Genomic DNA, 20379 nt, shown 5'->3' with positions numbered 1-20379 from the left:
ATGGGTGTGAGGCACTGCTTGACCTCATTTGCGAATGTGTAGATTGGACCCCAGAACTGCGACATATTCGGTCGCGCCCGACGCCACAGCAGAGAGTATGGATGAACCAGCCAGCCGCCATTCCCCGTAAGGGCCGCAAATACGATCAGGTGCTTCAGGGCGCACGGGATGTATTCATGGCTCACGGGTTCGAAGGCGCCAGCGTTGACGATATCGCCCGCAAAGCCGGTGTCTCCAAGGCGACGCTGTACAGCTACTTTCCAGACAAGCGGCTACTGTTTATGGAGGTTGCCCGCCACGGCTGTGCCCGTCAGGCGGATACCGCGGTGACCATTGCGTCCGGTTGCTGCGATCCCGAGACGGCGCTGCGCGAGGCGGGTCATCATATCCTCTCGGTGATCCTGTCGGAGTTCGGTGTGAAAATGTTTCGCATCTGTGTTGCCGAGGCGGACAGGTTTCCCGATCTGGGGCGTCGATTTTACGAAAGCGGCCCTGCGACCATTCGGGCTCAGTTGCGAGAGTATCTGGCGGAGGCGACGTCGCGCGGGGAATTGCGGATCAACGATCTGGATCTGGCCGCGGATCAGTTCGCCGAGCTGTGCCGCGCGGATATGTTCTTGCGCTTGCTGTTCAATATCGAGGCTGAGATCGAACCGCAGGAGCGGGAGCGGGTTGTCGATGCGGCGATCACCACATTCCTCGCCCGTTATGGCGCGCCTGTCGCGACTGAGGAAACGGCCCGCTGATTACCCCTAGTGGGTGGTGAATTCCCTCGGTGTGTCCCGATAGATCTGGTGACAATTATGACAGGCGGAGATCAGCCTTGGCAAACTGCGTCTTAGTCCTGAAGCAGAGCGGATGTTCAGGGCGTGCGCTGCTTTTTCAGCATCATCGGCATGGCGTTTGAAATCAGCCCAATTCGTCCAGATGCCACCACGCGCGTGGGACGAGAGATCGGTCACGTCGCGGCGAAAATGGCGCGGAATACGACGTGTTGACCGGATCAGGGCACGTCGCGCTGCACGTGCGCTGGATCGATCAAACGCGATATAGTCCCGCGTCATTGCAGTGAGATCCTGAAGCGCCTTTTTCTGGCTGCTCATCAGAGCGATGCGCTGGGCGACATATTTGTTCGGTGGTGGGCTTTCTGCCTCAACCCTGCCCGCGAGCAATAGGAATACAGCCATCAGCAACAGGCCGCTCATGATCGCGAACATAGGTATCAGAAGCTGGCAGTTGTTACGACTCCCTGCAACGGCCCGTGCCGGTTGGGTGTTTTCCCTTGTCAGGTGGGGTGTCATCGCCTGCTGCTTCCCTGGTCAGATGTGCTGCAATGCGGACAGGTTAGGCGGATCGGGTTAGATCGCGGTTAACGTGCAAACAGACTGCCAACGCGGATGGTTCGACAGTGAGCGAAACGTTTGTACTGGGCCTGATCGCAGACGCCGGGTTAGTCTATGTTCATGAGTACGCCACGATTTGATATCCTGGGCCAGGCATTGGCCGATGCCAGCCGCACCCGTATGTTGTGCGAATTGCTGGATGGGCGGTCGTACACCAACAAGGAATTGGCCTCAGCCGCAGGTGTGACCCCGCCCACCGCCACCGCACATTTGCAGATGTTGCAGTCCGCAGGTCTGGTGGTCTCCGAAAAGCGCGGGCGCTGTGTGTTTCACCGGTTGGCCAGTGCGGAGGTGGCACATACCCTCGAACAGCTGGCAGCGATTGCGCCGTCGGATCATCTGCATCGCGCACAGCAGCGAAAGGCGGGTCAGTTGGCACCGCTCCGTAGCTGCTATGACCATTTTGCGGGTCCGCTGGCTGTTGCGATGACTGGACGTTTCGTTGAGCTGGGCCTTCTGGTTGAGCGCAACGGTGGGTTTGAGGTGATCCCCGCGGCAGAATGGGACAGGCTTGGTGTGGTGCTGCCTGGCCGACCGGGAAAGCAGCCATTTGCCCGCCCTTGTATGGACTGGACGGAACGGCGCCTGCATATTTCTGGCCCCTTGGGGCGTCAGCTCCTGTCTCACGCGCTGGACGCGGGCTGGGTGAAGCGCCAGTCCGTCAAACGGGGCCTGTTGCTGACGACGCCGGGTCGGGCGGCATTTGAGCAGATCATTGGGCTGGATACGCGGTCTGTCGTTCCCGAACTTTCGTCGTCCTGAGTGCGGCGCAGCATGGTCGATCAGCAATAATGCTTGATTTACGGCCTGTTTGGCGCGACCCTGTTGATATGAGCTTTGACCAAGTGCAGCCCTTCTCATCGTTTTCTGACCCGCAGCAGGTTGCCTTTCACCGTACCGAACTTTCGGTGATCCTGTCGCTCTATGGTCGTATGGTTGCCGCCGGGGAATGGCGAGACTACGGCATTTCCACCCTACGGGATCTGGCTGTATTTTCGGTGTTTCGCCGTACCGCTGAGCACCCGTTGTACCGGATCGAAAAGCGGCCCAAGCTGCGCAACCGGCAAGGACAATACGCGGTTGTCGGCATGGATGGTCAGATCCTGAAACGTGGACATGATCTGCGAATGGTGCTGCGTGTGCTTGAGCGTAAGCTGATCAGATCAGTGACCTGAAGAACTGACACTCGGCCGCATGGCGGCGGGCTGTGTCTCAGAGGGTGACGCGCCGATGGCCGGTGACCGGTCCATCTCCCTGTGACATGATCCGCTCTATGGCATCAGCAACAGGCTCCAATGCGACGGCCATATGATAGGCGTTTGCATGGATCATGGTTTCGGGGTCCTGTATCAGCGCCACATGCCCCTTCCAGAACAGCAGGTCACCCGATTGCAGATCGGTGGGCACCGCTGTGTTGCCAAGCGGGATATTGTCGCCCAACTCAAGTTCCTGCTGGTCACTGTCACCGGGGCAGTCCACCCCGCAGGCCAGCATCGCCGCCTGAACCAGACCGGAACAGTCGATGCCCCAGCGGCTGTTGCCGCCCCATAGATAAGGAGTCCCCATGAAAAGCTGTGCAACGGCGACCGGATTTCTGTCGGTTTGTGAAATCGGCCGCAGATGATGCCGGGGAACGTAGCCTTGAGTTGTTTCGGCAAATTTTCCGTCGAAGCTGAACACACGCAGCCTGCTGCCATGGCTGAGGCCGCAGAGATCTGCGGATTTCATATCTGCCGCGCTGTAGGCATGGGTCGCCGGGGTGCAGACCTGATGCGTGACCGGCTCGGGGGACTGCTCAAGCGAGGAGGTCGGGACATAGCCGACATAGCGATCTGCAGCAGCCTGTATGAATGCCCAACCGTCATGGTCATCATAGATGGTGACTTCAGCCCCCAGCAGCAGCTGCCGGTCTCTTGGTCCATCTGGGCGTCGCAGGAGATTTACCACGGGCCGACAAACCTGTGCAGATTGCCCCTCGGCGATGTGCCTGCCGTCGGCATCCAACGCCAGATGTGCGGCGATCACGCGGTCGTTTGCGGGCGTGCGGCGAGGATCCATCATCGTATGCCTCAGAGTTTCAGCATCTGAGGGAACGCTTCGAAAACTGCGCGCGCACCCTGCAATGCGCCGCCTTTGGGACGCGCTGGGGCTGCGCTGGGGGTCCAACCATAGATATCGAAGTGCATATAGCGGTGTTCTCCGGCAAAACGGCGCAGGAACAGGGCTGCGGTGATTGAGCCGGCGAAGCCGCCGCTGGGCGCATTGTCCAGATCGGCGATCTGGGGTTCGATCATCGCCTCATAGGGCGCGTGGAAGGGCATGCGCCAGACCGGATCGGCGACCGCAGCTGCTGCCGTGCCGACGGCATCCGCATCGGCGTCATCATCGGTATAAAACGGCGCGAGATCCGGACCGACGGCGACGCGGGCCGCCCCTGTCAGTGTTGCCATGGAAATCAATAGATCCGGCGTGTCCTCCGCAGCATAGGCCAGCGCATCGGCCAGAACCAGCCGGCCTTCGGCATCGGTATTGTTGATTTCAACGGTCAACCCGTTGCGGGCGGTCAGCACGTCGCCGGGGCGAAACGCATTGGCAGAGACACTGTTCTCGACCGCCGGAATCAGCACACGCAACTCGACGGGCAGCTTCAGCGCCATGATCATATGAGCCAGTCCCATCACATTGGCCGCGCCGCCCATATCCTTTTTCATCAACCCCATGCTGCTGCCGGGTTTGAGGTTCAGTCCGCCGGTGTCAAAACAGACCCCTTTGCCGACAAGTGTCAGCTTGGGACCAGTGCTACCCCAGCGCATCTCCAGCAAGCGCGGGCGGCGATCAGAGGCGCGGCCGACGGTATGGATCATCGGAAAATTCTGCGTCAGAAGATCCTGATCTGCGATCACATCAAGGCTTGCGCCATGCTGGTCGGCAAGGGCCTGTGCCGCGTCCTGCAGTTCAGCCGGACCCATGTCTGCTGCGGGTGTGTTAATTAGATCCCGTGTCAGGAATTCCCCGGCAGCGAGGGCTTCGATCCGGGCGCCATCAATATCCTCGGGCGCGATCAGATGTGTCTCGGTGTCTCGCCCTTTTTTGTAGCGATCAAATTGGTACTGGGCGAGCAGCCAACCCAGACACTCTGCTGAGCGGTCCTGTTGTGCGATGCCTTCGACGAGATGATATGTGCCCTTGGGCAGCTTGGACACTGCACCGGCAAGGATAAATCTGCGCCGCGCGCGGTCTTTCTCCGTACCATATCCAACCAATGCTTGCCTTGGATGACCATCCTTGTCGGGGAGGGTGAGGATCTGCCCGACGGCTCCGTTAAACCCGTTGGCGCGCGCCCAGGTCGCAGTCTCAGCCGGTGCCTTGGCCAGCCAGCCCTCGCAGCTGTCCTGATCCAGCACGTGCAAAGCGATGCTTGCAGTGTCCGGTTTGGCAAAGGCAGGATGCTTGGCAGAGGGCATAACAGGATACTCCGGCTCGGGGGGCGATTTGATCGTCACAGTATCCGTCACAGCGCTGCCTGCAAGCCCTGCAATTGCCGGGTGACCCGCCGTTTCCAGCGGGTGCCGTTCGCGAATTGTTGTGGCTGCAACGCCAATGAGGGCCCCGAAAAGAGCCCGGACGCATCACACACGTCACAACAAAACCAGTAGGCGGTATGCAGTCTACCTTGGTTCTGACAGGTGGAGACTGGCTCCGTCGGCGGCAGATCCGCTGTCAGACTGATCTGAGCAAGTGTCCCCCCAGGATCACGTGTCAGACAGAAAGGTCTTGCTGCTCCCAGACGGCAGTCAGGGACCGTTCTCCAATCCGCATCAGTCGGAACAGGGTCGCCGACACCGCGGCAAAATCGTTGATATCAATTGCCCCGGTCACGTCACGGGCGACCCGCGCCATAGCCGTCATTCCGATCTGATCAGCGATAGCGATCAGCGATCGCGCGCTTTTACGCAGGTTGGCCATATCGTTTTGCCGCCACAACCGCTCGCAGTGAGACAGGCGCACAGCCAGTTCTTCAATTGCGCGACAGACCACATCTTCGGCCCCTGCTTCGCCAAGTTGCGCATAGAGGTCCGACAATTTGTCGGAATCCAGACGCACGTTTTCTTTGTGTATTACAGTGAGTATTTGAGCCACCACATTAAACCCCATATATTCATGCCCCCACGGCACGGGCCAAACTTGGGCCTCAGAAGTTGTCAAAAGGTTTCCAAGCGGGTGGTCAAATCTCTCGAATTTGCTAACAATCCTTGGTAACAGACCTGCCAGAGGTCAATCGAGGAACAACAGATGCAATTTGCAAAACCCCTGCCCAGCTATCTGGTGACGCGCTATCACGGGTGGAAAGCCACGACCTATAGCGAAAATCAGGGTTGGTACCGGCGGCTTGCCAGTGAGGGCCAGCGTCCGCGCGCAATGGTTATCTCCTGCTGTGACAGCCGGGTGCATGTCACCTCGATTTTCGGCGCCGACCAGGGTGAGTTCTTCATCCACCGCAATATCGCGAATCTGGTGCCGCCCTATCAGCCGGATGGCGACCACCACGGGACCAGTGCGACGGTCGAATACGCTGTCACTGTTCTGAAAGTGGCGCATCTGATCGTATTGGGTCATTCACAATGCGGCGGCGTACAGGGCTGTATTGATATGTGCAAAGGTCACGCACCTGCACTGGATGCCAAGGAGAGCTTTGTCGGGCGCTGGATGGATATCCTGAAGCCGAAATTTTCGCTGGTTGAGGACATCGAGGATACCGATACACAGGCGCGTCAGTTCGAGCGTCAGGCAGTTGTGGCATCGCTTGAAAATCTGATGACATTCCCGTTCATCGACAATGCCGTACGTGATGGCACATTGAGCCTGCACGGCCTCTGGACTGATATCGGCGAAGGTGGGTTGGAATGCTATGAACCGCGAAGCGGCAACTTCCAACCGGTCTGAGATCTGTAGTTGAGCGGCGGCCCAGGGTGGGTCTCAGGCCGTTGCTCGGTCTGAGGCCGCCATCCGCAGCGCGGCCTGGGTATAGCCGCCAGATGCACCATCGATGAAGTGGACATGATCGTCGCGCATTACCGATGGAACAATGCAGGTTACCAGCGCCTCATCCTGTTCGTGGAGCCCGTATCGTGCATGACCGGCGGTCGCAGCTTTCTCCAGGATCCGCGTAATGTCGTCGCGCACTTGTGGCGGGCAGTCGAGCGTCAGCTTGAGGCCATCGTCGAACTTTCGGAAATCGGCATTGGCCACCAGCATCCTGCGATAATGCTGCGCATCAAAACTGCCAAGCGGGCGTTTTCGGCTAAGGGCATACGCCGCCAATGTTGTCTGAATAAACAGCTGGGCCTTGCGCAGGATCAGAGCGGTTTTCCCGCGTGAGATTTTGGCCTCAAGTGTCAGACCTGGCGGCGGGAAACTGAAGCTTGGCCCCCCTTCTGGTACCGGATGACCATTGCGTTGCAGCTTATCCGCCACGGCGAGAATATCGCCGGCAATCTTTGCAAAATCCTTGGCGGAGGCCGTTGGTTCTGGTTGCACTACCACCGAAAGGATCAGGCCGTTGCGGGCTGGGATTGTATTCCAGCGGCAGGACAGGCCGGTCAGGTCCGGTGGATCGGGCAGCGGGGCGGGCGGCACTTCAAAGCCGCCGAGCTTCATCTGTCGTTCGGCCCAGTTCAAACCACCGCCTGCGAACATCGCGTAGTCAGCGGCTTCGGATACGGCATAGCGGGCCACAGCAACATCCAGCCCTTCGGCCCTGATCCAGGACACCGGTAGCAGTGCCGCGCGCAGGTCAATGTCAAACTCAGCACTGGCCCAGCTGCGCAACCGAGCCAAGGTGTCACGGGCAATATCGGCATGTTCAGGACCAACCGCAAAGGAGGCCCCGTCACCGCCAAACACATAGGGAAAAGGCACACCCTGCAATGCGTTTATCATGGCTGCGATAACCGAGGCTCCGATGGTATTCACCGTCTTGTAGCGCCCGGATGCGATGAGATCCGTGGAATTGACGATATCACAACAGCCCACCATCCAGTCTCTGGGCAGTGGGGTAAACGCGCCAGCCCGTGTCAAACCGGCAAAATCGCGGCTGGGCGAGAGGCTGTGGTAGAAACCATCCTGTGTCATATGCGATCCGTTCATCCTGTAGGTACCATAGCCTAGTGCGGCTGTGACGCACGACCAATCACGGCTAAGTGGTTTCGCGCTCTTGTGAATTGGTGCGAAATCGCCACTGTGGACCGATCAGAATTTCTGGCCCAGGTCATCTGCCGGGGCCGCGCATCTCATTCGGGGGATTTCATGCAGGCGGGGCTGATCATCTTATGTCTGGGCTATGTGCTCAGCCAGTTCTTTCGCGCATTTCTGGCGGTGCTCAGTTCTGCTCTGCAAACCGACCTAGGCGCCTCGCCTGAGGATCTTGCCTTTGCCTCCGGACTTTGGTTCCTGACCTTCGCCGTCATGCAGTTGCCGGTGGGGTGGGCGTTGGACCGTATCGGGCCAAGCCGTACCGCTGCGGCGTTGTTGCTGTTCGGCGGGGGCGGCGGGGCATTGGTGTTTGCGCTGGCCAGCCAGCCGGTTCACATCAGCTTTGCGATGGTCCTGATCGGGGTAGGATGTTCGCCCGTCCTCATGGCGTCCTATTACATATTCGCGCGCGAGTATCCGCCGCGCCGCTTTGCGACATTGGCGGCCCTGATGCTTGGTGTTGGCTCCCTTGGGAATCTGGTGGCGTCTTATCCAACGGCGCTTGCGGTTGAGGTACTGGGATGGCGCGGTACATTGTTTGGGCTTGCGGGGATCTCGACTGCGGTAGCGCTTGGTATTGCGTTGACAGTGAAGGACCCCGCGCGGGTTGAGGTCAGCGACGGCCCCAAGGGTTCAGTGCTGGATATTCTGCGCATGCCGGTGCTCTGGCCGATATTCATCATGATGTTTGTGGCCTATGCGCCATCGGCAGCGCTGCGAGGCCTGTGGATCGGCCCTTATATGAGCGATGTCTTTGGTCTTGGTTCCGAGGCGATTGGGGTGGCCAGTCTGGTGATGGGGGGTGCGATGATTCTCGGCACCTTTGCCTATGGGCCGATGGATCGGCTTTTGGGGACACGCAAAGGTGTGGTGCTTGGTGGCAATCTTCTGGCCTGCGCAGCGCTGGGTGGCTTGATGTTGTACATCGACGGGCCGGTGCCGCTGGTGGTGGCTCTGATGGCGGCCGTCGGTTTCTTCGGTGCGGCGTTCCCGGTCATTCTGGCGCAGGGACGTGCCTTTGTGCCGCCGCATCTGGTGGGGCGGGGAGTGACCATGCTCAACTTCTTTGGCATTGGCGGTGTGGGAATCATGCAGTTCGCCAGTGGGCGTCTGCATGCGGAAACAACCGGAGCGGAGCTTTCCTTACCGTATTTTGTCATTTTTGGTTTCCTCCTCGCGTTTCTGGCGGCCGGGTGCGCAATATATCTGCTCAGCCGCGACAGCTTGGATTGATCTAGCCTTCCCTCGCGCGGGCTTTCCCGATAAGACACCGCAGCCGGTCACGAGGCCGGATACAATTGGAGAAACAAAATGGGTTATCGCGTCGTTATCGCGGGCGCCACGGGCAACGTGGGTCGCGAAATGCTGAACATTCTGGCGGAGCGCCAGTTTCCTGTGGATGAGATTGCAGTTCTGGCGAGCCGCAAATCCCTCGGCACCGAAGTCACATTCGGCGACAAGACATTGACGACCCAGGATCTGGACACGTTCGACTTTGCGGGTTGGGATATGGCGCTGTTTGCTGTTGGCTCCGACGCCACCAAGAAATACGCACCGAAAGCGGCTGCGGCCGGCTGTGTCGTCATCGATAACTCGTCGCTTTATCGTTATGATCACGACGTGCCGCTGATCGTGCCCGAGGTAAATCCGCAGGCGGTGCACGGCTATGCCAAGAAGAACATCATCGCCAACCCCAACTGCTCCACCGCGCAGATGGTCGTTGCGCTGAAGCCGCTGCATGATCGTGCCAAGATCAAGCGCGTTGTGGTCTCCACCTATCAGTCGGTGTCCGGCTCCGGCAAAGATGCGATCGACGAACTGTGGGATCAGACCAAAGCGGTTTATAACCCGACACAGGACGTGCCGCCGAGTGTCTACACCAAGCAGATCGCCTTCAACGTGATCCCGCACATCGACGTTTTCTTGGACGACGGCTCGACCAAAGAAGAGTGGAAGATGGTCGCCGAGACCAAGAAGATTATTGACCCCTCGATCAAGGTGACAGCGACCTGTGTACGCGTGCCGGTCTTTGTTGGTCACTCCGAAGCGATCAACATCGAATTCGAAGACTTCCTTGATGAAGACGAGGCGCGCGATATCCTGCGTGAGGCACCTGGCATCATGGTGATCGACAAGCGCGAAGATGGCGGCTACGTGACGCCTGTCGAATGTGTCGGTGATTTCGCAACCTTCATCAGCCGCATCCGTCAGGATTCGACCTTGGATAATGGTCTGAACCTGTGGTGTGTCAGCGATAACCTGCGCAAAGGGGCTGCTCTGAATGCGGTTCAGATCGCGGAGCTTCTGGGGCGTGAAGTTCTAAAAAAAGGCTAAAAACCTATCCATTCAGGTAGGGGGCTGCTTCGAAAGAGGCGGCCCCTTTACCGTTTGTACAGCTGTTCTTGCCAGCCTTGATACCACTAGTCTGATGGGGGTTAGACAACGGTAAATGGGGGACAAGATCATGATGGAAAAACGATCAACGCAAGATATCACAGCGGGTGAGTACATAAGCGCGGGCGAAAGTGCTTGGGCCACCGCGCGTAATAGCTCGCGGTTGGACGCAGAGATGGCAGCACAGCTGAGAATGGTCCTGAGCGAGAGTTTCCGCACCGCAAAGAATTGGCTGGATCTGATCCGCGCACTGCGCAGCAAGGGATTCTACCTGGAGCGGAAGGACGGGCGCATTCGCCTGCGGGATGCCCATAGCCATGTTGAAATCTGCACCTGTCGGTTTCTGGGCTATCCGGGGGTGGAACTGGAAACCCGTTTCGGCGGACCTTTGCCAGAACATATCTGAGAAGTCTCAGAGTCGAGAGAGTAATGCGCAGGCTTTCGCCAATGAAACTGGTAACATCACGCGTGCGTCTCTAGGTTCGATGACAGGTGGGGTATTGTCCCGCAATGTTCATCAGTCGAGAGAGATTATGCGATCTGCTTTTTCAATTTTCACCTTTAGCGCGACGCTTGCCGTGACCACACATATTGCCTCAGCTGCGGTTTCGGACGTGATACAAGTGGACAGCCAGGTCGCAGCGGTCACGCTGTATCCAGGATTGGCACAGATTACCCGAACCGCCGACGTAGTGTTGCCTGAGGGACGACATGAGCTGATCCTGCAAGGGGTGCCGCGAAGTGCGGAGACGGCGAGCCTGCAGGTTCAAATAGACGGTGCCCGCCGCATCAGTACCCGGGTGCGAGATGAGTTTGTTCCGCCGCGTGATGCTTCGACACCGGAGATTGAGGCCGCCGAGGCGCGGATAGATGAGATCGAAACACAGATCGCTGCGGTGGAAGATGAGGCCGCGCGCGCCCGGGCCGCGGCCCATGCGGCGCGCAGCTCTATTCATTTTTTGGAGCAGCTTGGCAACAATGACGGGCTTGTGGGCACGGATGCCTCCGCGCTTGCTGATATCTCCCTGATGATCAGCCGTCGTGCCGCCGAAAATCACCGCCAGATTGTTGATGCCGAGGCTGATGCCCGCAGCAAAGAGCAAGCGCTCGCCACCTTGCAGGAGAACCTGACCGAGGCGCGCGCCGCGCTTGCGGCTCTTACGACAGAGGATGATGACCGCCTTTATATTGAGGTCGCAGTTGAGGCGGCCGCTGCGGGTGCGACCTCAATTCGTTTGGACTATCTGACTGAGGGGGCAGGCAATATCGGCTGGTCCCCGAGCTATGAGCTGCATCTCACAACTGGCGGTGATCCGGAACTGACGTTGAACCGTAGTGTGATCCTGTCACAGGACACCGGCGAAAACTGGCAGGATGTTGCGCTGACGCTGTCGACGGCGGAACCTTTGGGGCAATCAGGGCCATCGCGCCTTTTCCCACAGCTGCGGCGGATTGAGAAACCGATGCCCGTTCCAACATCGAAGCAGCGGTTGTCATCTGATATGGAATTGGATCTTGCGAACGAACCGATAATCGAAGCGGCTGTGGTGGTTGATGAGATTCTGCGGCAATGGTCTGTCGACCGCAGTGGCGTCGCCGCGGTCTATGGGTTTGATACGCCGGTCTCCGTTGCATCAGGGGCGGAGGCGCTGCGGTTGGAGATGGACAGTCTGAAGACCACCGCGACGCTCACGGCCCAGGCGGTGCCGCTGCGCAATGAGACCGCCTACCGTATGGTGCGCTTCACCAATGAATTTGGTGAACAGCTGCTGGCTGCGACGCAGGCTGCCCATTTCGTCGATGGTAAACTGATTGCGGTTGCGGATTTTGCGGGGCTGGCACCGGGAGCAGAGGCGGATTTGGGGTTTGGAGCGATCAAAGGTCTGACCCTGAGCCGCGATATTCTGGACCAGAGTGAGGGGGAGCAAGGGCTGATTTCGCGCAGCTCAGAGCAGGTCCGCCGGGTCGAGATTGAGGTGGAGAATCTGACAGACCGGGCCTGGCCGCTGCGCGTGCTGGACCGGGTGCCCTATTCTCAGCAGGACGCGCTGGAGATTTCCTGGGACGCCCGACCTGCACCGACGGAAGAAAACGTCGAGAAGCAGCGTGGTATCCTGGCATGGGACATGGAGATTGCCGCCGGCGCGACCGAGGTGATCGAGATCGAGACGGAGCTGAGCTGGCCCGAAGGCCAGATCCTGCGCTGATCTGCGCGCTAGCGTTGGCCGCGTAGGCGGCCGACCACACCGCTGGGGAAGAAATAGACGCTGAGAATGAACAGGACCCCCAGCCACAACAGCCACCTGTCCGGGCTGAGCAGTTCGGGCAGCAGAGGTAGTCCTTCGGTCATGCTAGAGAGAACACCCATCAGGTTTTGCAGATAGTTCTGTGCCAGCACGAACAGGGTTGCGCCGATGACTGCACCGTAGATGGTGCCCATGCCGCCAATGACGACCATCAGAAGAATGTCGATCATAATTGTCATCGACAGGGTGGTGTCCGGCCCCACATAGCGCAGCCAGATCGCATAGAGAGATCCTGACAACGCTGCTATCGCAGCCGAGAGGCAGGTGGCGGTGACGCGATAGTAGACGACACGGTAGCCAATCGCCTCCGCCCTGAAGTCATTTTCCCGGATCGCTTGCAGCACGCGGCCAAACGGCGAGTTTACGACCCGCAGTAAAGCCAGGAACAGCAACGCGCTGCCGCCGAAAATCAGGTAGTAGGTCAGCAATTTTCCGTTCAGTTTGACCCCGAACAATGTGCCGTCAAACGTCTCTTTGCCAAATTTGAACGCAGGCCCCAGTTCGCGTGGGGTCTTGAAGGTCAGCCCATCTTCGCCCCCTGTGAGACCTGAAAGCTGGCTGACCAGGACCGCCACGGCAGAAGCAACAGCGAGCGTGATCATGGCGAAGAAAATTGCTCGAACACGAAGGGAAAACAACCCGATCAGCAGCGCCAGAACCGCTGCGAGCGCCGCCCCCGAAATAGACCCGATTGCCAGCGCGTCAAAGCCACGCCCCATATGGGTTGAGGTTAGGGCAACCCCATAGGCGCCCATGCCGAAGAACATCGTATGCGCAAAGCTGACGATACCACCGTACCCCAGCAAGAGATCGTAACTGGCAACCAACACGATAAATATGCAGATGCGCGCGGCCGTATCGACAGTGCGAACGCCGGGGAACAGAAATGGCGCGAAGGCCAGACAGATCAGGATAACCACAAGCAGCAGTGCCAGCACGCGGGAGCGCGGCAGATCGCCAGAGAGAAGGGAACGGATCATTTTGCCTTTACCACCGGAATCATGCCCATCGGACGCCACATCAGGATGGCCACCATCAGGGCGATATTGGAAACAAGGGCCAGTTTCGGCTCAACGAAGGCGACATAGTTCTGCAGCAGCCCGACCAGCAGCGCGCCGATGAAGCAGCCCTCAACCGACCCCAGGCCGCCGATGATCACCACAATGAAGATCAGGATCATCGCCTGATTGCCCATATGGGCGGTGATCACCTCTTGGTAGAGGCCCCACATAACGCCCCCAAGGCCGGCCAATGCCGATCCGGCGATGAAAACACCGATGAAAACCAACCTTAGCCGGTATCCCAGTGCCGCAACCATTTCCCCGTTCTGAACACCTGCCCGGACGATCAGGCCGATCTTGGTGCGGCGCAGGACGAACCGCATGGCGGCAAAGACTGCCAATCCAACGCCGACTGTGACCAGCCGGTATTTCTCAATCGCGGCATCGCCGAAGGTGAGCGCGCCTTTTAGCGCTTCGGGGCGGGTGAAATAGATTTCCTCTGGACCCCATAGCACAATGATCAGCTGTTCTGCGATGATCAGCCCACCCATGGTGACAAGGATCTGGCTGAGGTGGTTGCCATAGACGGGTTTGACAATCACCCGTTCGAAGGCCCAGCCCATAACGGCGGTTGCAGCCATAGCGGCAAGAACCGCAACCAGGATTGCCAGCAGGTTTAGCCCCAGTGACGGGGCATTGGTCAGGTGACCCAGTGTCAGCAGGACGGAAATCCCGATGAAGGCCCCGACCGAGACAAAGGCTCCGTGACCGAAGTTTATGACGTCCATCAGCCCAAACACCAGGGTCAGCCCCGAGGCCATCAGGAAGATCATCATCCCCATGGCCAGTCCGGATACCGTCAGGGTCAGCCAGCTGGCGGGGTTCTGCACCGCGATCAGACCGGCAATCGCCAAGACCGGAACCAGCATAAGCGGCGCACAAGGCGCCAGCCGATCGGCAACAGAAGACCGAGCCATTGTTGGGCTATGTTCAGGGGCTGTGGTCATCGGCTCATCTCCTGTCCGATGCAGGAATTGCGGAGTATGTTGCTCTCGTCAGACATCGTTCACTTCGCTTCCATGCTGAGGCCCATCAGCTGTTCCTGTAGAGTGGGATCACCGGCGAGTTCGGCCATCTCTCCGGACCAGATCACGCGGCCATCGTCCATCACGTTCGCGGTATCGCCAAGCGCTTTGGCGACGGCGAAATTCTGTTCGACCATCAGGATTGAGGCTCCCTGATCTTTTAGGTCCTTTAGCGCGCGGGCCATGGTGGAGATGATTGCAGGGGCCAACCCCTTGGTTGGTTCGTCAATCAGGTAGAGTTTGCGTTCTTCGATCATAGCGCGGGCAATCGACAGCATTTGTTTCTGCCCGCCGGAGAGATTGCCGGCTTCGGATGTCCAGAATGTCTTCAGCGGCGGAAACGCCTGAAAGATCCAGTCCAGACGTGCGGGATCAATTGGGCCGGACACAGCGGCCAGCACCATGTTTTCCTCCACGGTCAGATCGGCAAAGATGCCCATGTCTTCGGGCACGAATCCCAGGCCTGAGCGCGCTATGTTGGCGGTGGGGATCCGAGTGATGTCATCGCCGTCAAAGAGGATACGCCCGCGATGAGCCCGCCAATGCCCGATCACGCTGCGCAGGGTGGTGGTTTTACCGACGCCGTTGCGCCCCAGCAGCATGGTAACGCCGCCGCGCGGGACGTTGAGATCGACGCCCTGAAGAATATGATACTGCGCAATATTCGTATAGATCCCTTCAATCCGAAGGATGGGATCGCCGATGGTCTCAGTGTGAGGGAGATCAGACATGATCCAGAACTCCCTCAAGTCCGCGCCCCATATAGGCCTCTTGTACGATATCCGAGGCCATCACCTCGGCCGGGGCACCATCCGCAGCCAGCGCGCCATTGTGCAGCACGATAATACGGTCGGCCAGCGTTCGGATCACATCCATCTTATGCTCAACCAATAGGACGGTGCGGTCGGTCTGCGCCTTCAGGTCCGCGATGAGGTCCAGCACGACCGGGGCCTCGTCGACACTCATACCAGCGGTTGGTTCGTCAAACATGTAGATCAGTGGATCGAGGGCAATCAAAAGAGCGACTTCCAGCTTGCGCTGATTGCCGTGGGACAGCTCTGAGACGATCTGGTTACGCTCATCCAGAAGGCGCACACGGGCCAGGATTTCTTCGGCCTGATCCATAAGATCGGTGTGGCCTGTCACCACTGACCAGAGATTGAAGCCGCGCCTGGCTTTGGCCTGAACCACCAGACGGACATTCTCCAATACGGTCAGATCGGGGAACAAGTTGGTCATCTGAAAGGCGCGTCCGATACCGGCCTTTGTGCGGGCTGAAACGGAGGCGGCGCTGATATCCTGACCGTTAAGTGTGACGCGTCCGGCGCTGGCTGGGATCTGCCCGGAAATCAGGTTGAAATATGTGGTCTTCCCGGCGCCGTTGGGGCCGACGATGGCGGTCAGTTCTCCGGCGTGAAAGGCACATGTAACCGCATCGACAGCCACATGCCCACCGAAGCGTACAGTCAGATCATCGGTGGTCAGAAGGGGGGCAGTCATGAACGGATCCGTTTGAACAGGGATTAAATCGGGGTTGTCCGCCTGGCACCGGCAGGTGCGATCTTTTGGTGCGTGACAGGGCCCGGCACCGCATGCGCCGGACCCGTGAGAAGAGTAAGATCAGTTACGCACTGGGATCGGCAGATCGTCGATGCTCAGCTCGCGAACCAACTCAGGGATCGCCCATTCCACATCGTCTTCGACACGCAGTTTGAAGTGATACATCGGCTGCAGCGCCTGATGATCTTCAGCCCGGAATTGCATGGTGCCCTTCGGGGTTTCCCACTCCATGCCTTCCATCGCGGTGATCAGCGCTTCGGTATCGGTAGAACCTGCTTTTCTGATTGCTTCGACGGCAGCGATACCAGCGGCCATGCCGCCCGCGGTGAAGAAATCAGGGGGGCTGTCGAACCGCTCGAAATGGGTTTTGACGAGCCAGTCGTTCACAGGGTTGTCGGGCAGCTCATAGTAATAATAGGTGCCACCTTCCATGCCTGCGAAGTCCTTGAACCCCTTCAGAGCGGCCAGGATATTGCCAACACCGGCAAATTCGATCCCGAAACGGCCGGGATCCATGGCGTTGATTTTGGCCCAAGGGTTGCCGCCACCGGCCCAGATGATGAAAAGCTTCTTTTCGCCTTCGAGATCTTTCATTGCGTTGAAGATCCGTTCTCCGGCCGCCGTGAAGTCAGTGGTATCGGTCGGTGCGAATTCTTCGTGGACGATCTCGTGACCCTGCGCGGCAAGGGCTTCGCGGAAGGCGGCGATGCCGTCGCGGCCAAAGGCATAGTCCTGCGCCAGCGTTGCGATATGCACATTGTCCCCGGCCAGGGCGATGGCGCTGGCCACGGCATCCTGTGAGGAGTTGCGCGAGGTCCGGAAGATATAGCGGTTCCAGTTCGACCCGGTAATGGAGTCAGCGACGGCCGGCTCTACGATCAGCAGTTTTTCGTATTCTTCGGCAACCGGTAGCATCGCCAGCGCAACTCCGGAGCTGACCGGCCCGATGGCCAGATCGACCTCATCATCGCCATAGGCCTCCTCAAGTAGCGCCTTGCCATTCTCGGGCTTGAGCTGGGTGTCTTTTTCGATCACCACAATCTTCTCGCCGTTCACCTCCATGGTGCCACCGGTGGCGTATTCCAGCCCCAGCATCAGCCCGTCGTGTGACTGTTTGGCGTAAGCCTCGAACGGGCCGGTTTTGCCATAGACATGGGCGATTTTGATATCAGCAAAGGCGGCGGTGGCCATAGCTGACGTCAGCGTCAGTGCGGAGACCATCCCCGCAGCAAATGTGCGTTTCATCCTGTAACTCCCTCGTGGCGCGCCAAGCCGTCTGGCGCGGTCTCGCTCCTGTCGTGGCAGGCTAGCGGCGAGGTGTCAAACGGGTCAATTGCGCGAAAATACGTATTTTCTTATGCGGTTTTGTCTCGTGGTGTGTCTGGGGCTACTTCGATGTCCAGTCCGTGGCGAGGGCGCGCGCGCTCTTGGCCAGTAGCATGACATCAATCCCGACGGCGAGGAATTGCGCCCCCATATCGAAATAAGCCTGGGTGGCCTCAGGCGAGGTGCCCAGTATGCCCGGCGCCTTGCCTGCGGCCTTGATTCGCGCCAGCGCGTCGGCAATCACGGCCCGCACCTCCGGGTGGGCCGAATTGCCCTCAAAACCCATATCTGTGGAGAGATCGGCAGGCCCGATGAAAATGCCATCAACACCCGGCACCGCCAGAATTTCGTTGAGATTTTCGATGCCTTTACGATTTTCGACTTGTAGCAGTAGGCAGATCTGCTGATCGGCGGTTTGAATGTAGTCGCTGGCGGTACCAAACAGGGTCGCCCGCGCTGCTGTCGCGCCGACACCACGGGTGCCATGCGGCGGGTACTGGCAGGCGCGCACAAGTTCGCGGGCCTGATCTGCATCCTCCACGATAGGGACCAGAACGGTTTGCGCACCGGCGTCCAGCACCTGTTTGATGATCCATGTCTCACCCACTGGCACGCGCACCACCGGATGGCTGTCCGATGCCGCCAGTGCCATCAGTTGATCACGAATGGATCGGATGTCATTGGGGGCATGCTCCCCGTCGATCACCAGCCAGTCAAAGCCACAGGTCCCCATGACTTCGGCGACGGCCGCTTCGCCAAAACTCATCCAGCAGCCGATTTGACGATCTCCGTTGGCCAGCGCCTGTTTGAAGATATTTTTGGGTGCGGGCATGGAAACTCTCCGGTTTGGATCGGGCGCAATCGGTTGTGTCTGTTCGGGTCGGGCGCAACTGAGGAAAAAGGTATCGCCCCGCGCAGTGGCTTGTCCAGCGGTCAGGCATCAGCCTCGGCGGAGTGGGTTGGTCATCACTCGAGCGTTCGAGCGATTTCGGTGATGACATCATGGGCCATCATGACATCGGCTTCGGTTGTTTCGAATTGCCCTGCCTGAAAGCGGATCACCAAAGCCCCATCAACGCGGGTTTGGGTCAGATAAATGCGACCATCGTCGTTGATTGCGTTCACCAATCGCAGGTTCAGATCGTCCAGATCTGCGGCTCCATTGGGTTGATAGCGAAAGGACCAAAGAGACCACATTGGCGGTGTTACGATCTCGAAATCAGGCTCTGACTTGAGCCGATCGTGCAGTTGCTGTGACCATGTCACATGGTTGCGTAACCGTTGGCGCAGCCCTTCCAGACCGTAGGTACGGATCAGAAACCAGATTTTGAGCGCGCGGAAACGGCGCCCCAAGGGCACCGACCATTCAGAGTAGTTGATGATGCCGTCTTTGCCATGGGTTTTGAGATATTCGGGGCTTATGGCCAGCGTCCGGACCAGATCGTCCGGATCTTTCAGGAAATGGGCAGAGCAATCAAACTGCACCCCTAGCCATTTGTGTGGGTTGAAAACGATACTGTCGGCGCGCTCAATGCCAGGCCAGTAATCGCGGTATTCGGGGCAGATCATGGCAGAGCCGGCCCAGGCGGCATCCACATGGGTATAGAGACCGTATTTTTCGGCCACATCAAGCACCTGATCGACCGGGTCGGTGGCCCCAACTCCCGTCCCTCCGACACAGAGAATGACGCCGGCGGGCTGGTGGCCGACCGCGATGTCGGCCTCAATTGCTGCGTCCAGCGCTTCCGGGTCCATGCCACGCCAGTCTCCCTTGATCGGAACACGGACTAGATTTTGCTGGCCGATACCTGCAACCCAGATGGCGCGGTCGACGGAGGTGTGTACCTCCGAAGAGCAGTAGATCCGCAAGGTCTTTTGGGCAAACAGCCCTTGCTCATTACCCTGCCAGTTCAGCGCCTTTTCCCGCATTGTGAGGACTGCCGCGAGGGTGGCGGAGGAGGCACTATCCTGAATGACACCCTGAAACTCTTCCGGCAGGTCAAGCGCCTGGCGCAGCCAGTCCATCATGCGGGTTTCCATCTCGGTCGCCGAAGGAGAGGTTTGCCAGAGCATGCATTGCGGCGCGATGGCAGAGGTGAGGAATTCAGCCAAAACCGATGGGGCAGCGGCATTGGAGGTGAAGTAGGCAAAGAACCGTGGATGCTGCCAATGGGTGATACCGGGCATCACGACTGCTTCAAAATCGGCAAAGATAGCTTCCATGTCTTCACCGGTTTCGGGCGGCGTGGCGGGGAGCGCATTCAGAACATCACCGGGTTCGGTTCTGGCGCGGACCGGCCTGTCACCAACCGTCTGATGATAGTCTTGCGTCCAGTCGGCAATCTTGCGCCCCCAATAGGAAAAGTCAGTCCAGTTCATTTGCTGTCCTTTGCGCTGAGAGGGAGAAACCCACGAGACTTCATGTGATTAACATGTGTATTAAAATCTGTCTACACAGCGGATTTATATCAATAGATACGATTGGTTGAGCGCCATTTTGCCCATCTGGGCAGGCGGCTGCCCTGTACGTGCCGTTTTCAGAAACACTCTCTTGGTAACGCCTGCATTGAAGATTTGCCTTTGTGCGCCGGGGCGGCGATAATTGGTCATGACCAAGCAGTTACCAAGCACAGACCGATCCTTGCCCATCGCGCTGCTGCGCGCCCGGGAGCGTGTGATGGGACCTATCCGCGCGCTGCTGAGCGACGCCGGTTTGACGGAGCAGCAGTGGCGTGTGCTGCGTGTTGTTCAGGAAACCGGAGGTATCGACCCTACGCAGATTTCTGAACGGGCCTGTCTTCTGCTGCCAAGTTTGACACGCATCTTGCAGAAGCTTGAGGACAAGGGGCTGATCCAGCGTACGAAGGATCAGATAGACCGCCGCCGCCAGATCGTGAGCATTACCTCGGCGGGGGCGCAGGTCATTGACGATAATCTTGAGGCCAGCCTTGCCGTGATTGCGCGCACTCGTACCCAAATGGGGGAGGATCGCTACGAGGCGTTGCTGGATTTGTTGAACGAGCTGCATCAACTGGACGAATAGGGGCGCAGG

At 58.7% G+C, this 20379-nt stretch carries 21 protein-coding genes; 9 read left to right on the top strand and 12 right to left on the bottom strand.

Annotated features, from left to right (window positions below; translation table 11 throughout):
* The first annotated feature begins 101 nt into the window (after positions 1 to 101).
* The gene (locus tag INHI_RS0115390) at positions 102 to 746 is read left to right on the top strand and encodes a TetR/AcrR family transcriptional regulator (protein WP_027248205.1); all 645 of its coding nucleotides are present in this window, start codon (positions 102 to 104) and stop codon (positions 744 to 746) included.
* A 6-nt stretch (positions 747 to 752) separates the two neighbouring features.
* Here the strand turns inward: INHI_RS0115390 and INHI_RS0115385 are convergent, their stop codons facing one another.
* Positions 753 to 1301 carry a c-type cytochrome gene (locus tag INHI_RS0115385; protein ID WP_027248204.1) on the bottom strand — a complete coding sequence of 183 codons (549 nt, stop codon included), beginning with the start codon at positions 1299 to 1301 and terminating at the stop codon, positions 753 to 755.
* A 156-nt stretch (positions 1302 to 1457) separates the two neighbouring features.
* Between INHI_RS0115385 and INHI_RS0115380 the strand changes: the two genes are divergently transcribed.
* Both INHI_RS0115380 and INHI_RS0115375 read left to right on the top strand, forming a co-directional pair.
* Complete coding sequence (locus tag INHI_RS0115380; RefSeq protein ID WP_014881263.1) at positions 1458 to 2165, top strand: ArsR/SmtB family transcription factor; 708 nt, start codon at positions 1458 to 1460, stop codon at positions 2163 to 2165.
* Positions 2166 to 2233: 68 nt separating this feature from the next.
* Positions 2234 to 2578 carry a DUF2794 domain-containing protein gene (locus INHI_RS0115375; RefSeq protein WP_173677666.1) on the top strand — a complete coding sequence of 115 codons (345 nt, stop codon included), beginning with the start codon at positions 2234 to 2236 and terminating at the stop codon, positions 2576 to 2578.
* A 37-nt stretch (positions 2579 to 2615) separates the two neighbouring features.
* Here the strand turns inward: INHI_RS0115375 and INHI_RS0115370 are convergent, their stop codons facing one another.
* The 3 genes from INHI_RS0115370 to INHI_RS0115360 all read right to left on the bottom strand — a co-directional run bounded on the left by INHI_RS0115370 (position 2616) and on the right by INHI_RS0115360 (position 5558).
* Positions 2616 to 3464: a C40 family peptidase gene (locus tag INHI_RS0115370; RefSeq protein WP_027248203.1), complete on the bottom strand. Its 849-nt coding sequence runs from the start codon at positions 3462 to 3464 to the stop codon at positions 2616 to 2618.
* Between the two features lie 8 nt (positions 3465 to 3472).
* Entirely contained in the window at positions 3473 to 4867 is a 1395-nt protein-coding gene (locus INHI_RS0115365) for a leucyl aminopeptidase family protein (RefSeq protein WP_027248202.1), read from the bottom strand.
* A gap of 295 nt (positions 4868 to 5162) precedes the next feature.
* Positions 5163 to 5558: a hypothetical protein gene (locus tag INHI_RS0115360; protein WP_173677667.1), complete on the bottom strand. Its 396-nt coding sequence runs from the start codon at positions 5556 to 5558 to the stop codon at positions 5163 to 5165.
* Between the two features lie 138 nt (positions 5559 to 5696).
* Between INHI_RS0115360 and INHI_RS0115355 the strand changes: the two genes are divergently transcribed.
* Positions 5697 to 6347 (top strand): carbonic anhydrase, encoded by a 651-nt coding sequence (locus INHI_RS0115355; RefSeq protein WP_014873270.1) that lies wholly within the window; start codon positions 5697 to 5699, stop codon positions 6345 to 6347.
* Positions 6348 to 6380: 33 nt separating this feature from the next.
* On the opposite strand, the gene INHI_RS0115350 is transcribed toward INHI_RS0115355, so the two are convergent.
* Entirely contained in the window at positions 6381 to 7535 is a 1155-nt protein-coding gene (locus INHI_RS0115350) for a DUF3095 domain-containing protein (RefSeq protein WP_027248200.1), read from the bottom strand.
* 174 nt (positions 7536 to 7709) lie between these two features.
* On the opposite strand from INHI_RS0115350, the gene INHI_RS0115345 reads away from it, so the two are divergent.
* From INHI_RS0115345 to INHI_RS0115330, 4 genes are all read left to right on the top strand, one after another.
* Complete coding sequence (locus INHI_RS0115345; protein ID WP_014873272.1) at positions 7710 to 8888, top strand: MFS transporter; 1179 nt, start codon at positions 7710 to 7712, stop codon at positions 8886 to 8888.
* A 78-nt stretch (positions 8889 to 8966) separates the two neighbouring features.
* Entirely contained in the window at positions 8967 to 9989 is a 1023-nt protein-coding gene (locus tag INHI_RS0115340) for an aspartate-semialdehyde dehydrogenase (RefSeq protein WP_014873273.1), read from the top strand.
* Positions 9990 to 10119: 130 nt separating this feature from the next.
* A complete protein-coding gene (locus INHI_RS0115335) occupies positions 10120 to 10455 on the top strand; it encodes a hypothetical protein (RefSeq protein ID WP_027248199.1) in 336 nt (111 codons plus the stop codon).
* Positions 10456 to 10627: 172 nt separating this feature from the next.
* The gene (locus tag INHI_RS0115330; RefSeq protein ID WP_254656890.1) at positions 10628 to 12256 is read left to right on the top strand and encodes a DUF4139 domain-containing protein; all 1629 of its coding nucleotides are present in this window, start codon (positions 10628 to 10630) and stop codon (positions 12254 to 12256) included.
* A gap of 8 nt (positions 12257 to 12264) precedes the next feature.
* Here the strand turns inward: INHI_RS0115330 and INHI_RS0115325 are convergent, their stop codons facing one another.
* The 7 genes from INHI_RS0115325 to INHI_RS0115295 all read right to left on the bottom strand — a co-directional run bounded on the left by INHI_RS0115325 (position 12265) and on the right by INHI_RS0115295 (position 19706).
* Positions 12265 to 13335, bottom strand: a complete 1071-nt coding sequence (locus tag INHI_RS0115325) for a branched-chain amino acid ABC transporter permease (protein ID WP_027248197.1) — start codon at positions 13333 to 13335, stop codon at positions 12265 to 12267.
* Positions 13332 to 14363, bottom strand: coding sequence for a branched-chain amino acid ABC transporter permease (locus INHI_RS0115320; protein ID WP_027248196.1), 1032 nt, complete (start codon positions 14361 to 14363; stop codon positions 13332 to 13334). The genes INHI_RS0115325 and INHI_RS0115320 overlap by 4 nt, the downstream gene beginning before the upstream one ends.
* A 59-nt stretch (positions 14364 to 14422) precedes the next feature.
* Positions 14423 to 15172, bottom strand: a complete 750-nt coding sequence (locus tag INHI_RS0115315; RefSeq protein WP_036767126.1) for an ABC transporter ATP-binding protein — start codon at positions 15170 to 15172, stop codon at positions 14423 to 14425.
* A complete protein-coding gene (locus INHI_RS0115310; protein ID WP_014881255.1) occupies positions 15165 to 15941 on the bottom strand; it encodes an ABC transporter ATP-binding protein in 777 nt (258 codons plus the stop codon). The genes INHI_RS0115315 and INHI_RS0115310 overlap by 8 nt, the downstream gene beginning before the upstream one ends.
* A gap of 120 nt (positions 15942 to 16061) precedes the next feature.
* Positions 16062 to 17246 (bottom strand): substrate-binding domain-containing protein, encoded by a 1185-nt coding sequence (locus tag INHI_RS0115305; RefSeq protein WP_014881254.1) that lies wholly within the window; start codon positions 17244 to 17246, stop codon positions 16062 to 16064.
* Positions 17247 to 17388: 142 nt separating this feature from the next.
* Positions 17389 to 18159 (bottom strand): HpcH/HpaI aldolase family protein, encoded by a 771-nt coding sequence (locus tag INHI_RS0115300; protein ID WP_014881253.1) that lies wholly within the window; start codon positions 18157 to 18159, stop codon positions 17389 to 17391.
* Between the two features lie 134 nt (positions 18160 to 18293).
* Positions 18294 to 19706 (bottom strand): pyridoxal phosphate-dependent decarboxylase family protein, encoded by a 1413-nt coding sequence (locus tag INHI_RS0115295; protein ID WP_027248194.1) that lies wholly within the window; start codon positions 19704 to 19706, stop codon positions 18294 to 18296.
* 229 nt (positions 19707 to 19935) lie between these two features.
* Here INHI_RS0115295 and hpaR point away from each other — a divergent pair, with 229 nt between their 5' ends.
* The gene (gene hpaR / locus INHI_RS0115290) at positions 19936 to 20370 is read left to right on the top strand and encodes a homoprotocatechuate degradation operon regulator HpaR (protein ID WP_014881250.1); all 435 of its coding nucleotides are present in this window, start codon (positions 19936 to 19938) and stop codon (positions 20368 to 20370) included.
* The last annotated feature ends 9 nt before the right edge of the window (positions 20371 to 20379 follow it).

It is taken from the genome of Phaeobacter inhibens DSM 16374 (genome assembly GCF_000473105.1).
In the GTDB taxonomy this organism is placed as follows: Bacteria; Pseudomonadota; Alphaproteobacteria; order Rhodobacterales; family Rhodobacteraceae; genus Phaeobacter; species Phaeobacter inhibens.
The sequence above is the reverse complement of the archived record's forward strand: the minus strand, read 5'-3'. Positions and strand labels throughout refer to the sequence as shown.